Consider the following 14,230-nt stretch of genomic DNA (forward strand, 5'->3'; position numbering starts at 1 on the left):
CAGAGGAGGGCCATGACGTTGGAGGTCACCAGCGGTCCGGGCGCGGCCAAGGACCGGGCACTCGACTACGTCAAGGCCAAGGTGCTGACCGGGGAGTTTCCCGGCGGGGAATTGATCAGCGAGGGTGAGGTGGCCACCGCACTGGGGATGTCGCGCACCCCGGTCCGCGAGGCGTTCCTGCAATTGGAGGCGGCCGGACTGTTGCGGCTGTATCCCAAGCGCGGAGCGCTGGTGGTGCCGGTCTCTCCGGATGAGGTGCGCGCGGTCCTCGAGGCCAGGGTGGTGCTCGAGGAGTTCGCCGTGCGGGCGGTGATCCAGCGCGGTCCCGACGCGTGTGCGGCTGTCTACGAACGGCTTTCGGCCCAGGTGCAGCGCCAGCGCGAGACCGCCGCTGCCGCCGACCTGCATGCGTTCCTGGAGTCCGACCGTGCCTTTCACAACGCCACGCTGGAAGCGGCCGGTAACGCCATCCTGGCCGGCTTCTATTCCACCCTGCGCGACCGGCAGATGCGGATGATCGGCGAATCGGCGCGCAATGCCCAACGGCTGGCCACCATCATCGACGAGCACGAACGCATCGCGGAGGCGCTCCGGGACGGGGACGGCGAGGCGGCGCGCCGGGCGGTCCGGGCGCATCTGGCGGGCACCATGCGGGCGCTGGGGCTGACCGGCGACGAGCAGTGGTCCTGATGCGGCGCGTCGTGGTGGTGGGTGGCGGCCTGGCGGGGCTGGCCGCCACGGTGTGGCTCGCCGAACTCGGCTATGCGGTCACGCTGCTGGAGAGCAACGGCAAACTGGGCGGGCGCACCATCGGTCTGACATCCGGGCACGGCGATGCGATCGAGAACGGTCAGCACGTATTGGCCGGCTCCTACGACTGCATCTTCCGCTACCTGGATTCGGTTGGCACGCGCCATCTTCTGAAGTTTCCCGACGAGTTCGGCGTGCGCTATCCCGGCGGGCACATCGAGACATTCGGCCTTCGGCCGCGCAACGCCCGGCGCATATTCCTCGGTCAGGTACGGGGCCTGGGGATGACGGCGTTGCTGCGGGCCGCGCCGGCGTGGGCCCGGCTGATGCGGGACTTGGTGCGCTTCGACGACGCGCTGGACGACATCACCGTGGACGAATGGTTCGATCGTCTCGGCTTTCCCGCGGCGGTTCGCCGAATCATGCTCAACTCCATGGTGATTGGGCTATTGAATGAGCTTCCGCAGTACGCGTCGGCCCACGCGTTCGCCGCGCTGTTGCGTACCGGCGCCGATCGGGTGCGTCGCGGCGGCGGGGCGGCCATGCGCATCGGCTATCCCACCGTCGACCTGGAAACCTTGTACCTCAACGGAGCTCGGCGCGTGATGGCCGAACGCGGGGTGCAGGTGCGGTTGCGGACCCGGGCGGTGGCGGTCGCGGTGGACGACGGTCGCGCGCGCGGAGTGCGGCTGGCGGACGGTTCGGTGATCGATGCCGACGCGGTGGTGCTGGCCGTGCCGTCGTGGAATGTCCGGTCGCTGCTGGATGAGGTGCCCGGGTCCGAGGACGTCCGGTTGGCCGCCAAACAACTCGAGCCGATCCCGATCATGAACGCCTACGTGTTGCTCGACCGGCCGCTGGGCACCGTGGCACCGTGGGAATCGTTGCTGGACAGCGATATCGGGTGGGTGTTCGATCGGGACCGGATGCATGGGCCGCGCCAAGACGGCAACCATCTCTACGCGCTGACCACCTGCGCTGCCTATGACCTGATGACCTTGAAGAACCCGGAGGTGGCGGATCGTCTGGTGGGCGCGCTGCGCGCCAGCTACCCGGCCGCCCGGGAGGCCCGGGTCCTCGACGTCACCGTAGTGCCCTGGCCGAAGGCCACGTTCTCGTCCCGGGTCGGCATGTCCACCATTCGCCCCGGCAACCGCACATCGTTGCCGAACCTGGTGCTGGCCGGTGACTGGACTCACAACGACTGGCCCACCACCATGGAGGGTGCCGCCCAAAGTGCCTCGTACGCAGTCGATCTCGTGCACGAGGCGCTGCGGTCCGGGAGTTGATCGCAGCCGGGCGCCGGCGGTATGAGATTCTGGGCCGCATGACGAAGCTGCGGGGTCGACGGGTGGCCATCACCGGTGGGGCCCAAGGCATCGGCCGGGCGATCGGTGAGGCGCTGATCGCGGCGGGCGCCGCAGTGGCCCTCGGTGACGTGCAGGAAGCCGCGGTCCGGCAGACCGGCACCGAGATCGGGTCCAAGGGCCATCACCTCGACGTGACCGACCCGGCGAGCTTCGAGGCCTTCCTGGACCAGGCAACCGCGGATCTCGGTGGGCTCGACGTTCTGGTCAACAACGCGGGCATCATGCCGATCGGGCCGTTTCTGCAGGAGAGCCCCAACGTCACCCGGCGGACCATCGAGATCGACGTGCTGGGCGTGCTGACCGGCACCCGGTTGGCCGGCGCCCGCTTCGCCGAGCAGGGATCGGGCCACATCGTCAACATCGCATCGGTGATGGGCACCCTGGCCTCCCCGAACGCGGCCACCTACTGCGCGTCCAAGTACGCCGTCGTCGGCTTCAGCGAGGCGTTGCGTCAGGAGTGGCGGGGCAACAGCGTCAAGGTGTCGGCGATCTGCCCCGGCTTCGTCCGCACCGAGTTGATCGCCGGGATGTCGGCGCCGGGACTGCTGGAGCGATTCCTCGTCGTCGACCCCGAGGACGTCGCCACCGCCGTGGTCGCCGAACTGGTCAAGGGTGCCTCCCGAACCGTGTTCGTGCCCAAGTTGGTGGGTCTGGTGTCCCGCGGGACGGTCACCCTGCCGGATGCGCTGGTCGATGCGGCATTCCGGTTGTCGGGGGGCAACAAGGTCACCGCGGAACTGGACCGCGAGCAGCGGGCCGCCTATCAGGCCCGTATCGAGAATCAGGAGTAGGCATGGGGGACAACGACACTCGCATCGAACTGACCGGGCTGCGGGGGGTGCCGGAAAGCGCGCTGAGCCAGGCCTTGGTCGCGACGCTGCCGCGCAACCAGGCGCCCGCACCGTGGGAGTGCCGCTGCTCGGCGCTGCTGTGGCTGGGACGCGGCGGTCGCGCCGCCGCCTCGGTGTTGCCGCCGGCGCTGGCCGGCAGCCCGGCGCTGGTCACCCTCGGCGCCTTCGTCCGCTACACCGACACCCCCGTCGGCGCCTACGACGAGGTGCTGGGCATCGTGGGTTCGCGCACCGGCCTGCGCCCGTGGGGCAACGTGGCCTTCATGTCGGTGGATTCGGAGTCCAGCCTGGTCGGCGGCCGCACCAACTGGGCGATGCCCAAGACACTGGCCCGCTTCGACGGGGAGTTGGCCGACGGCAACCTCATCACCGGCAGCAGCACCGCCGAGCCGTCGTGGACGGTCAGCGCGACGCCACGGATCAAGGGGCCGGCGCTGCCGCTGAAGGTCAAGGGCAGCGCGCGGCAGCAATTCTCGGACGGGCGCATCGGCGACTCGCTGCTGACGTTCAACGGCCGGATCCGCCCCGCGCTGGTGACCGTCGGCGTGTCATCGTCCGGCCCGCTGCCGACGTGGTTGCGTCCCGGACTGCACCTGGGCGCGTTCGTCGAAGAGGCGACGTTCACGCTGGGGGAGCCGCGGTTTTAGGGGTTCTAGTCCAGCTCGCCGTACTCGTCGAACCAGTGCGCGAGCTTGCCGCGGCGGCTGACGGCGCGGAGCCTGGCCTCGGCCGCGGGACGGGTCTTGCTGGTGGTGATGATCAGTAGCTCGTCACCGCTCTCGATGCGGGTGTCGGGCTCCGGGACGAAGGTGTGGCCGTCGCGGATGATCAGCGTGATGACGGCCGGGTCGGGCAGCCGCAGTTCCAGGATGGTGACGTTGTGCAGCCGCGACGGCCGCTGCACCGTCATGGTCAGCAATTCGGCGTCGAGCATGTCCAGCGGGGCCGCTTCCACCTGAATCTCGCGAGTCGCTTCGCGAGAGATCAGCCCCAGCATGCGCGCGATCGGCCGCAGGCTGGGGCCCTGGATGAGGGTGAAGACCACGACCAGCACGAACACGATGTTGAGGAGGCGGGAGCTGTCCGGCACGCCCTCCACGATCGGAAAGGTCGCCAACACGATGGGCACCGCGCCGCGCAGCCCCGCCCACGACAGAAAGGCCTGATCGCGCCAGGGCACCCGGAACCAGATCAGCGTTCCCACCACCGAAAGTGGTCGCGCGACCAGCAGCAGCACCAGGCCGATGACGATCGCCGGGATCACGTCGACCGCCAGTTCGCTCGGGTCGACCAGGAGTCCGAGCAACACGAACAGGCCGATCTGGGCCAGCCAGCCCACCCCCTCGGCGAAGGAACGGGTCGCCGATCGGTGTGGCAGACCGGAGTTCGCCAACACCACGGCCGCCAGGTATGCGGCGATGAACCCGCTGGTGTGGGCATCCCCGGCGGCGGCGAACGCGACCAGGCCGAGCCCGAACGTGGCGATCGGGTACAGCCCGGAGGCCGGCAGGGCGATGCGCCGCAGCCCGAACGCCCCGAGGTAACCGATCACCAGCCCGATCGCGGAACCGCCGACAAGTTCGTACACCAGGTCGGTGACGGCGCCCTCGGGTTTGAACACGAAGGGCACCACGCTGAACATCAGGACGAGGATCACGCCGGGCGCATCGTTGAAGCCGGATTCGGCCTCCAGCAGTCCGGCGAGTCGGCGCGGCAACGGCAGCACCCGCAACACCGAGAACACCGCCGCGGCGTCGGTGGAGGCGATGATGGCCCCGAGCAGTAATGCCAGCTGCCATTCGAAGCCCAGCAGCAGGTGCGCGCCGACCGCGGTGATGACCGTACTGATCACCACGCCGGCGGTGCCCAGGGTGACGGCGGGGGCCAGTACCTTGCGGATGTCGCTGAAGCGGGTGGTCAAACCGCCTTCGACGAGGATGACGGCCAAGGCTGCGGTGCCGACATTTCGGGCCAGGATCACGTCGTCGAATTGCAGACCCAATCCGTCCTCGCCGATCGCGACGCCGACGAGCAGGAACAACAACAGGCTCGGGAAACCCACGACCGTGGCCACGCGGGTACCGACGATGCTGGCCAGCAGCACGAGGCCGCCGACCGACACGGTCAGGTACAGCTGTTCCAAGGTCATGTGGTTCCAGTCCAAACGAGGCGATCTGGTGCGGGACGACGCCGCCGATATCGGCGTGCTGCCAGTAAATCAGCCCGCGCCCGGCGGCCGCGCGTTGCACAGCGGGAAGTGCCGGGTGTCATGGCATACGCAAAGATGGTCCTGTGGCCAAGCGGAAGTTGCGGATCGGGATTGCCGGCGCCGGCAATGTCGGCCGCTCGGTCGCCCAGGAATTGCTCGACGCCGGGCACAAGGTCCTGTTGATCGAGCGGCAGCGACGTAACTTCGAGCCGCACAAGGTGCCGGAGGCGGACTGGCTGAACGCCGACGCCTGTGAAATGTCGGCGCTTCAGGAAGCCGGCGCCCAGACGTGCGACGTGGTGATCGCCGCGACCGGAGACGACAAGGCCAACCTGGTGGTGGGGCTGCTGGCCAAGTCGGAGTTCGGGGTGCCCAGGGTGGTGGCCCGGATCAACGACGTCCGCAACGAGTGGTTGTTCGGCCAGTCGTGGGGCATCGACGTCGCGGTCTCGACGCCGGGCGCGATGGTCGCCGGGATCGAGGGCGCCATCGACATCGGGCACCTGGTGCGTCTGATGGGGCTGCAGGAAGGCCGTACCGCGCTGACGAAACTGACGCTGCCCGAAGACAATCCGTTGGTCGGGCAGTCGGTGGGCGAGTTGAAATTGCCGACGAACACCGCCCTGGTCACCGTGGTCCGCGGTGAGAACGTGATAGTTCCAGGGCCCGAAGATGTGCTCGAAGCAAGTGACCAACTGCTTTTCGTCGCCGACAACGCGCGCGAGCGCGCGCTATGGGCCGCGATCAACCGGGTCAGGCTCCCGTACGTTCCGCGATCCTGAGACCGGTACTAAACTTTCGTCATCATGGCGATTCGGCGCGCTGTTCTGCTCATTGCGGATATCGGCGGATACACCAACTACATGAGTTGGAACCGACTGCACCTGGCGCACGCGCAGCAGGCAGTGGGCGCGCTGTTGGAGGCGGTGATCGATGCCGGTGGCAAGGGTCTGAAGCTCGCCAAGCTGGAGGGCGACGCCGCGTTCTTCTGGGTTCCCGACGGCGACGCGCGGGTGGTGTGCGAACGGCTGCCGAAGATGCGGCAGTCGTTCCTGGCCCGTCGTGAGCGCTTCAAGAAAGAGGCGCTGTGCGACTGCCGCAGCTGCGAGCAACTGGGCACCCTGTCGCTGAAATTCGTGGCCCACGTAGGTGAGGTCGCCGAACAGAAGGTGAAGCGCTACGTCGAGTTGGCGGGTGTCGACGTCATCCTGGTGCACCGCATGCTGAAGAACTCGGTGCCGATACCGGAGTATCTGCTGATGACCGACGCCGTGGCCGAGTGCCTGGATGAAGCGATGCGCCGCGCGTCGATGCCGCTGACCCACGACTTCGAGGGCATCGGCGAGACGTCGACGTTCTACCTCGACCTCTCGACCGCCGAGGTGCCGGCCGCAGAGCCGCAGCGGGCTGGGTTGGGCAAGCTGTCGGCGCGGTTCAACCTGGAGATGAAGACGTTGCCGTTCCTGGTGGGTCTGAAGAAGCCTGCGGTCGGGTTCCGCAACCTCGGGCGCGGCGCCCCGGCGCAAATGCCGGCCTGACGCAGATGTCGATTGACTTACTTCGCGAGATGTTCGATCGGATGGTGGTGGCCAAGAACGGCGACCTGATCGAGCACTATTTCCACCCGGATTTCGTGATGTGCTCCGACGGCCTGACGCAAGGTTTAGCCGATTTCCGTGACAGTCACCGCAAGCTCTATGCCACATCCATCGCCTACTCGGTCGAGTACGACGAGGAGGCCTGGGTGCAAGCGGCCGACCGGGTCGCCGGCCGGGTGTGGATCACCACGTCACGTCCCGGCGAAGAGCCGACCCGGATAGAGGTGGTGCTGATCGCCGCGTACCGCGACGGGCGGATTCACCGCGTTTGGGAGACCACCTGGCCGAGCTGGCGCAACGTGGATGCGCTGGAAAATTATTGAGGCGCAGCCTGTTTCACGGTTTGGGTAGGCGCTGCATCAGTTCCGCGGCGGCATGGCGTCCGCTGAGCAGGGCGCCGTGGACCGTTGCGGGGTTGTCCGCGCCCACGGCCTCGCCGGCCAGGTAGAGCCGGTCGCCGATGGGCTCCTGCAACCGGCGCCGGTCGTCGAGACCCGAACCTGGCGCGTGGAAGGAATACGAACCCAACGCGAAGGGGTCGGTGGTCCAGCTCGACGACCGCACCTCGACGACGTCGGTGCCGAAGAGTTGCCGGGCGACCGGCAGGGCCCCTGTCAGCAGATCGGCTGGGGGAGTGGATTCCACGCTGCGGCCCCGGGACCCGGGATTGAACGCCAGGACGATCGGCCCGGCCGCGGCGGGCAGGGTGAACCACTGTGCCCACAAGCCTTTGTCCGGGCCTTTGTCGGGGCCGGAACTCAGGTACTCGTAGAAGCTGTTCTCGGTGTCCCAGGTCCGCTGCTGGAAACGGAAGTAGCTCTTGGACAGCACGCCGAAGCCCAGCGCGTTCACCGCATGCGTGTGTCCTTCGGGCAGCGGCGGATCGAAGGTGATGCTCGCGGCTTTCAGCACACCGAGCGGCACCGTGACGATCGCCGCGGGCCCTTCGAAGGTGTGCTCGCCCGCCCGCACTTGTACTGAATTCTGTTGGCGGGAAACGGAAGTGACGGTGGTGTTGAGCACGATCGGAAGGCCGTCGGCCAGCAGCCGCGGGATGGCGTCGTAGCCGCTGGTGATCACCGACTGCGGCCCGTCGGTGAACTTGCCCAGATCGAAGGTCGTGGCCGAGAGCTGGCCGGCGTCGGCGGCGTACTCGTCCTCGATTTCGGTGGTGACGTAGAAATTCAGTTCGGCGCGCTCGCGGTCGGTGAGGTCGCCGGCCTGGGCGGTGATGGCGGCGCCGAGCGATCCGCCGGTCACCTCGTCGCGCGCGTCGGACACCAGCCGGCGCCAGGTTTTGGGGTCGAACGTCATCGGCTTCAGCTGGGGATCGATCACCAGTTTGGTCGAGTCGTCGTAGTCCGTCGGCACGACGTCGGCGTGCACCCGCCGCGCCAACTCCACCAGCGGGTTGTTGGTGGTCCCGTGGATCCAGGACGCGCCCATCTCCAGCGGCACCCCCCAGTCGCGGGTGGTGTGCACCCGCCCGCCGATCCGGTCGCGGGCTTCGAGGACCCGCACCGGCCAGCCCGCGTCGGCGAGGCTGCGCGCCGCGCCTAGACCGGCCATTCCGGCGCCGATGACCAGGACCGATCTGGTGTCCGGGGGCGCGGTGGTGGCCGGCGCTTTGGGGCGCTGCGCCGGCTGGTCGGGTGTCGCGCAGCCGCCGGCCAGCAGGGTGGTGGCCGCTAAAAACCCTCGGCGGGATAACTCCGGCACGGTTTCGCCGTTATCTGATCGTGTTCTGGTTTGTGACGGACCGCACATTACGGTCAGGTAAAGTCGCGGGCAACTGGATGGCGGCAACGGAGCCGTGACCAAGGCGGGAGCGGCATGATTGCTGACAAGAGTGCTCGGATTACTACCCGTGAAAGACCGGTTCGGCAGCTGCCTGCCGAGTTGCCGGAGAGTCGTACCGTCAAGGTTCGCGCAGCTGACGGCACCGTTCTGCACGCAGAGGTGTTCGGCCCGCCCGAGGGTTACCCCATCGTTCTGACGCACGGTTTCGTCTGTGCCATCCGGGCGTGGTCGCACCAGATCGCCGATCTGGCCACCGACTATCGCGTGATCGCCTTCGACCACCGCGGCCACGGCCGCAGCGCGGTACCCCGCCGCGGCGGTTACAGCCTCAAGCACCTGGCCTCCGACCTGGACTGCGTGCTTGATGCGACGCTGGCGCCGCACGAGCGCGCGCTGATCGCCGGGCATTCGATGGGCGGCATGACCATTCAGGCCTGGTCGGAACGCTATCGCCACAAGGTCCGTCGCCGCGCCGACGCCGTCGCGCTGATCAACACGGCCAGCGGTGACCTGCTGGACAAGATCAAGCTGTTGTCCGTGCCGCGCGGGTTTTCGCCGGCCCGGGTGGTGGCCGGGCGGACCCTGATCAGCGCGGTCGGCGGTCTGCCGCTGCCGGGGGCGGTCCGGATTCCGAGCCGGTATCTGGTGGCGATGATGGCCGTCGGCGCCGGCGCGGACCCGGCGGTCGTCCAGCTCGTCTACGAGCTGTTCGCGCAGACCTCACCGATGGGCCGCGGCGGCTGCGCGCGGATGCTCATCGAGGAGATCGGCTCGCGGCACCTCAACCTGGAAGGCCTGACGGTGCCGACGCTGGTGATCGGCAGCGAACACGACCGGCTCACTCCGATCAGCCAGGCACGTAACCTCGCGCGCACCGCGCCGAACGTCGTCGACCTGGTCGAGCTGCCCGGCGGGCACTGCTCCATGCTGGAACAGCCCGACGAGGTCAACCGGCAGCTGCGTGCGCTGGCCGAGGCGTCCATCGAGCGCCAGGCCCGGGTCTCGCTGATCAGCTCATAACAGGGCGGAGACCTCAGCGGCGGCCCGCTGGCCGGATCTGACCGCTCCGTCGAAGTATCCGGTCCATTCGTCGGCGGTCTCGGTGCCTGCCCAGTGAATCGGCCCGACCGCTTGGCGCAGCACTTTGCCATACTTGGTCCACGACCCCGGCGGCACCGCCGCGGTTGGTCCGCCGGGGGCAAATTCTTCTGTCCCCCAACGGAAGTCGGTGTAGTCGAGCGGGTTGAGGGCCTCCTCGCCGTACAGCGAGGCGAAGCAGCGCAGCGCGTCCCGGCGGCGCTGGTCGGCGGGCAGCGAGTCGAAGGCGCGCGGGTCGACGAAGCCCAGCAGGACTCCGGGACCGTCCGCGTGCGGGCTGACGTCGAAAGTGATGAATACCGGGCCGTTGTCCAGCAGGGCCTGGCCGGAGAAGCCCTGGGCCCGCCAGAACGGCGTCTCGTAGGCCGCGTAGGCCTTGGTCAGCCGGCCCTGCGGCCAGTGCCGGGCGAGTTCGGTGTACTCGGGCGGCAGCGGGGGATTGAACTCGATGCCAGCCCGGTGCGCGGGTGGAATGGCGACGATGACGAAACCGGCCTCGGCCTGGCCCTGGTCGCAGGTGACCGTGACTCCCGACCCGTGCCGTTCGATGCGCCGGACGCGGGCGTCCAGCACCACGCGGTCGCCGAGTTCGGCCGCCGCCCGGTCGGCGATCTGCTGGGTGCCGCCGGGTATCAGGTCCTGCTGGGCGCCGTTCTCGGTGTCGAGGAGCCGGTTGAGTCCGCCGGCTGCGCGCACGTAGCGGGCGGCGTGCAGCATCGACACGTCGTCGGGTTCGCAGCCCCATGTCACCCGGGTCATGATCGCCATCAGATCCCGCGACGACGCGGTGGCGCGCACCATGCCCAGCCACTGTCCGAGCGAGACGCCGTCGAGTTGACGGGCCCGCTTGGCGTGCCAGGGCGCGGCGATCGGGACGGTGCGCGAGATCCGCTCGAACTGCCACTGCAGCCGGCCGATGTCGAGCAGCCCGACCAGCGAGAGCCGCGGGATGGTGCCGCTGTAGGCGCGGGCCGTGCCGCGCCAGTGGATCACGTTCTTGCCGTCGTGGTAGGTCGGAACGGTGGGCAACCCGAGCTCGCTGATCAGCTTGAGCACGGCGTCCTGAGTGGGTCCGACGAAGGAGCCGCCCCGGTCGATCGGCAGGCCGGCGACGCTGCCGCTGAACGAGCGGCCGCCGACCCGGTCGCGGCCTTCCAGTACCAGCACGTCATGGCCCTGTTGCGTGAGCTCCCGAGCTGCGGCGAGTCCGGCGAGACCGGCGCCCACCACGACGACGTCGACATTCCAGGGGGGGTTCGGCACGTGCTCCAGTGAACAGCATCGGCTGCCGGTTCCGTAGGGTGACTTGCGTGCCGGATCTCCAGGTGGGCGTGCTTTGAAGGTATTCACCGCTTTATACGGTCTGGGGGACGCGGCCGACCGGGCGCGCGAGTTGCGCGACGCCGGGGCCGCCGGGGTGGCGACCTTCGAAGGTCCCCACGACGTGTTCGCGCCGCTGACCCTGGCCGCGACGGTGGGTGGCCTGGACCTGATGACCAACGTCGCAATTGCGTTTCCGCGCAACCCGATTCACCTGGCACACCAGGCCAACGACCACCAGCTGCTCAGTGGCGGGCGGTTCCACCTGGGCCTGGGCACGCAGATTCGTCCGCAGATCGAGAAGCGGTTCGGCGCGCAGTTCGACCGTCCGGTGCAGCGGATGACGGAGCTGATCGCGGCGCTGCGCGCGATCTTCGAGACCTGGAACTCCGGTACGCGCTTGGACTTTCGCGGCGAGTTCTACCGGCACACGCTGATGACGCCGACGTTCAATCCTGGCCCCAACCCGTACGGCCCGCCGCCCATCTACGTGGGCGCGCTCGGGCCGCGGCTGACCCGGGCGACCGCCGAGCACGCCGACGGTCTGCTGGTGATGCCGTTCGGTTCAAAGCGTTTCCTGCACGGCAGCACCATGCCGGCGGTGCGGGCCGGCCTGGAGGCCAGTGGTCGGCGCACGCAGGATTTCCGCATCATTCCGGAAGTCATCGTCTCGGGCGACTCGGAAGAGGCGGTGGCGGGCACCAGGCGGTTGCTGTCGTTCTACGGGTCGACGCCGGCGTACCGGCCGGTGCTGGCCGCGCACGGCTGGGAGGATCTGCAGCCCGAACTCAACGCGATGTCCAAGCAGGGCCGTTGGCAGGAGATGGGCTCCCTGATCACCGACGAGATGATGCACACCATCGCGGCGTGCGGCACCCCGGCGCAGATCGCCGCGCACATCCGCGACCGTCTCGACGGCGTCTCCGACACGGTGTTCCTGTATCAGGCGGCGCCGATCGGCCTGTCCACGCTGGCCGAGATCATCGACGAGTTAGGGCGCGACGGTTAGCCAGTCGGCGAATCCCGATGGGTCGTGCCGGCCCAGCGCGCCGTGCTCGTAGAGGCCCCAGCCCTCCACCGGCTCGCCGTCGCCGTCCCGGCAGACCGCGCGCCCGACGTGGTCGATGACGCCGAAGCCCGAGCGGGCGACGATGCCGGGGTCGGTCATGTCATAGGTCAGCCGCTCGGCGAACTTCTCGCCCTTCCACAGGCCGTGCGTCCAGTCCGAGTCGCCGCCGTAGCCGCCGCCGACGTGGATCGGCACCGGCAGCTTGGACTCTACGTCGAAGTGCACGGGGGTGCCGTCGGGCGTGGTCGCGTCGATGGTCGCGCCGGTCGGGATCCGGGTGCCGGAGCGGTAGTGGATCTTGACCCGCGGCCAGCCCAGCTGTTCGACCCGGCCGTCGCGCCATACCCGCGTGCAGTCGTTGAGCGAGCGGAACCCGTTGGGCTCCTCCTGGATGATCAGCACGATCGCGAAGTCGTCGAATGCGATCGGCACGTACAGCCACCACATCCCTTCGAACGGCGGGTCCGCGGGCCGGCCGGCGGGTTCCGGCTCGCCGATCGGGCGGATGCCCCAGGATCGGTCGCGGCTGCCGATCCAGACGGACGGGTCGAGGGTGATCTCTTCGCCGTCGACACTCAGCCGGCCGCTCCAGCTGCCGAGTTGGGCGAACCGCTGGGCGTTGAGCGTGACCCGGTTGCCGGACCGCAGGATGTGCGGCTGCTCCTGGACCACGTCGAATAGGCCCTCCCAGGTGAGATCGGCTGCGATGCCTTCGGTTTCGTCCAGCACGATGCGCAATTTGCGCAGCGGCTCGATGACCTCGACGCGGTAGCCGTTGACGTGCTGGTTCAACCGGTCCTGATCGATGGCATCCGAAAGGTGCACGGCCGTCTGCGTTTCGCCGCGCCGGACGAGCAGGAAGGCGTCCTTGACCCCGAGGTTGGGGTAGTAGCCGATGCCGGTGATGACGAAGATGTCTCCGGTCCGGTCGTGGGCGTTGTAGTAGGAGCGGTCGTAGAAGTTGCGGTCGGATGAGCCGGGCCAGGCGATCGGTTGGGGAATCTGGTGTACCGGGTATTCGTCGAGCGGGCCAAGCATTATTGTTCCTCTCCGATAAGACGTTTCATCAACCCGGCGTGGTAGAACAGCGTCTCCACGTCCTCGGGTTTCTCGACCTCTCCGAAATGCACACGCCGCGCGCCGGTGCGCATGAACACGCACGCCCACATGACCCCGGAGTACACGTAGAACCAGTTGAGGTCGCTGAGTTCCACGCCGGTGAGTTTGCGGTAGGTGGCCCGCACGTCCTCCTCACGCATCACGTCCGGCAGGCCCGGCAACGTCGCCAGCCCGGCCAGCTCCTGAAAGACCTTGTGCGCGAATATCATCCAGGCCACATCGAGTTCGCGCGGGCCGAGTGTCACCATCTCCCAGTCCAGCACCGCCACCGGTTCGAAATCCTGGTACAGCACGTTGCCCACCCGGGCGTCGCCCCAGTTGAGCACCGGCTCGCGCGCATCGGCGTCGGCCGGCCAATTGTCCTGCAGCCATTGGAAGGTGCGCTCGACCAACGGTGATCGGCCGATGTCGGGGACCGCGAAGTCATACCATGATCTGACCCAGTTGAAGTGCTTGCGCAGCGCGGTGTCACCGGTCAGGTCCTGGGTCAGGAATCCGAACGTGTTCTCGGCGTTGGGAATCGAATGCAGGGCCGCCAGCACGCTGACCGAGGCGTCCTGGAGCTTGCGTTGGTGTTCGAGCGGGGCGTCGGCGAACCAGTTGCCGCCGAAGGTGTACGGCATGACGTCGGGCGGCACCACGCCCTCGACGTAATCCATCAGGAAGAACGGCGCACCCAGGACGTCGCCGGTGTTCTCGATCCAGCGCACCCGCGGTACCGGTACGTCGGTCAGCTCACCGACCTGCCGGATCACCTCGAACTGGTGGTCCAGGCGGTACGTCGGGAAGACCGGAACGTCCTGCGCGGTAGGCGCGACCCGGGCGACCAGCTTCTGCTCGTTCCCGTCCCACCGGGCGGTCAGAATGATGGTTTCCGACGACATGCCCGTCGAGTCCACGCCGCTTTCCACGGTGACTTCGGGCGCTACCGGCAGCTTCGTCGACAACCATTGAGACATCAGGGCCGGGACGGTGGCGGTATCCCGGCTCGAGCGTTGCATGCGGCCCACATCTTCGAGAGCCGGTTCGTTGGCCACAGTGCTTCC

Annotated in this window: 14 protein-coding genes; 9 read left to right on the forward strand and 5 right to left on the reverse strand. The window is 68.2% G+C overall.

What is annotated here, in order from left to right; genetic code table 11:
- Positions 1–12: 12 nt before the first annotated feature.
- Genes C0J29_RS08015 through C0J29_RS08030 form a run of 4 tightly spaced genes read left to right on the forward strand, consistent with a single transcriptional unit; the run spans position 13 to position 3,618 of the window.
- On the forward strand, positions 13–690 hold the full coding sequence (locus tag C0J29_RS08015) for a GntR family transcriptional regulator (protein WP_065043431.1): 678 nt from the start codon (positions 13–15) through the stop codon (positions 688–690).
- Positions 690–2,039 (forward strand): hydroxysqualene dehydroxylase HpnE, encoded by a 1,350-nt coding sequence (gene hpnE, locus C0J29_RS08020; RefSeq protein WP_120794625.1) that lies wholly within the window; start codon positions 690–692, stop codon positions 2,037–2,039. Before C0J29_RS08015 ends, hpnE begins: the two co-directional genes overlap by 1 nt.
- A gap of 38 nt (positions 2,040–2,077) precedes the next feature.
- Positions 2,078–2,911 (forward strand): SDR family oxidoreductase, encoded by an 834-nt coding sequence (locus tag C0J29_RS08025; protein ID WP_162951409.1) that lies wholly within the window; start codon positions 2,078–2,080, stop codon positions 2,909–2,911.
- Between the two features lie 2 nt (positions 2,912–2,913).
- Complete coding sequence (locus tag C0J29_RS08030) at positions 2,914–3,618, forward strand: acetoacetate decarboxylase family protein (protein WP_120791976.1); 705 nt, start codon at positions 2,914–2,916, stop codon at positions 3,616–3,618.
- Between the two features lie 5 nt (positions 3,619–3,623).
- On the opposite strand, the gene C0J29_RS08035 is transcribed toward C0J29_RS08030, so the two are convergent.
- Entirely contained in the window at positions 3,624–5,120 is a 1,497-nt protein-coding gene (locus C0J29_RS08035) for a potassium/proton antiporter (protein WP_120791977.1), read from the reverse strand.
- 158 nt (positions 5,121–5,278) lie between these two features.
- On the opposite strand from C0J29_RS08035, the gene C0J29_RS08040 reads away from it, so the two are divergent.
- Genes C0J29_RS08040 through C0J29_RS08050 form a run of 3 tightly spaced genes read left to right on the forward strand, consistent with a single transcriptional unit; the run spans position 5,279 to position 7,101 of the window.
- Entirely contained in the window at positions 5,279–5,962 is a 684-nt protein-coding gene (locus C0J29_RS08040) for a potassium channel family protein (protein WP_120794626.1), read from the forward strand.
- Between the two features lie 24 nt (positions 5,963–5,986).
- Positions 5,987–6,718, forward strand: a complete 732-nt coding sequence (locus tag C0J29_RS08045) for a DUF2652 domain-containing protein (protein WP_120791978.1) — start codon at positions 5,987–5,989, stop codon at positions 6,716–6,718.
- Between the two features lie 5 nt (positions 6,719–6,723).
- Positions 6,724–7,101: a nuclear transport factor 2 family protein gene (locus C0J29_RS08050; RefSeq protein ID WP_120791979.1), complete on the forward strand. Its 378-nt coding sequence runs from the start codon at positions 6,724–6,726 to the stop codon at positions 7,099–7,101.
- 13 nt (positions 7,102–7,114) lie between these two features.
- On the opposite strand, the gene C0J29_RS08055 is transcribed toward C0J29_RS08050, so the two are convergent.
- Positions 7,115–8,497, reverse strand: a complete 1,383-nt coding sequence (locus C0J29_RS08055) for a flavin monoamine oxidase family protein (RefSeq protein ID WP_242460383.1) — start codon at positions 8,495–8,497, stop codon at positions 7,115–7,117.
- A gap of 114 nt (positions 8,498–8,611) precedes the next feature.
- Between C0J29_RS08055 and C0J29_RS08060 the strand changes: the two genes are divergently transcribed.
- Positions 8,612–9,598, forward strand: coding sequence for an alpha/beta fold hydrolase (locus C0J29_RS08060; protein ID WP_120791981.1), 987 nt, complete (start codon positions 8,612–8,614; stop codon positions 9,596–9,598).
- Here C0J29_RS08060 and C0J29_RS08065 read toward each other — a convergent pair.
- A complete protein-coding gene (locus tag C0J29_RS08065) occupies positions 9,593–10,939 on the reverse strand; it encodes a flavin monoamine oxidase family protein (protein WP_120791982.1) in 1,347 nt (448 codons plus the stop codon). The genes C0J29_RS08060 and C0J29_RS08065 overlap by 6 nt on opposite strands.
- Positions 10,940–11,012: 73 nt before the next feature.
- Here C0J29_RS08065 and C0J29_RS08070 point away from each other — a divergent pair, with 73 nt between their 5' ends.
- A complete protein-coding gene (locus tag C0J29_RS08070; protein WP_120791983.1) occupies positions 11,013–12,005 on the forward strand; it encodes a TIGR03617 family F420-dependent LLM class oxidoreductase in 993 nt (330 codons plus the stop codon).
- Here the strand turns inward: C0J29_RS08070 and C0J29_RS08075 are convergent.
- Complete coding sequence (locus C0J29_RS08075; RefSeq protein WP_120791984.1) at positions 11,988–13,103, reverse strand: Rv3169 family protein; 1,116 nt, start codon at positions 13,101–13,103, stop codon at positions 11,988–11,990. The two genes, C0J29_RS08070 and C0J29_RS08075, sit on opposite strands and share 18 nt — an antisense overlap.
- Complete coding sequence (locus tag C0J29_RS08080; RefSeq protein WP_120791985.1) at positions 13,103–14,221, reverse strand: phosphotransferase family protein; 1,119 nt, start codon at positions 14,219–14,221, stop codon at positions 13,103–13,105. Before C0J29_RS08080 ends, C0J29_RS08075 begins: the two co-directional genes overlap by 1 nt.
- Positions 14,222–14,230: the final 9 nt, after the last annotated feature.

The sequence above is a fragment of the Mycobacterium paragordonae genome, assembly GCF_003614435.1.
GTDB lineage: Bacteria > Actinomycetota > Actinomycetes > Mycobacteriales > Mycobacteriaceae > Mycobacterium > Mycobacterium paragordonae.

Bases quoted from the DNA above. Each gene is read 5' to 3' on its own strand.
- C0J29_RS08075 (WP_120791984.1), bottom strand. From the start codon at position 13,103: ATGCTTGGCCCGCTCGACGAATACCCGGTACACCAGATTCCCCAACCG.
- C0J29_RS08025 (WP_162951409.1), top strand. From the start codon at position 2,078: ATGACGAAGCTGCGGGGTCGACGGGTGGCCATCACCGGTGGGGCCCAA.
- C0J29_RS08035 (WP_120791977.1), bottom strand. From the start codon at position 5,120: ATGACCTTGGAACAGCTGTACCTGACCGTGTCGGTCGGCGGCCTCGTG.
- C0J29_RS08015 (WP_065043431.1), top strand. From the start codon at position 13: ATGACGTTGGAGGTCACCAGCGGTCCGGGCGCGGCCAAGGACCGGGCA.
- C0J29_RS08060 (WP_120791981.1), top strand. From the start codon at position 8,612: ATGATTGCTGACAAGAGTGCTCGGATTACTACCCGTGAAAGACCGGTT.
- hpnE (WP_120794625.1), top strand. From the start codon at position 690: ATGCGGCGCGTCGTGGTGGTGGGTGGCGGCCTGGCGGGGCTGGCCGCC.
- C0J29_RS08030 (WP_120791976.1), top strand. From the start codon at position 2,914: ATGGGGGACAACGACACTCGCATCGAACTGACCGGGCTGCGGGGGGTG.
- C0J29_RS08050 (WP_120791979.1), top strand. From the start codon at position 6,724: ATGTCGATTGACTTACTTCGCGAGATGTTCGATCGGATGGTGGTGGCC.
- C0J29_RS08045 (WP_120791978.1), top strand. From the start codon at position 5,987: ATGGCGATTCGGCGCGCTGTTCTGCTCATTGCGGATATCGGCGGATAC.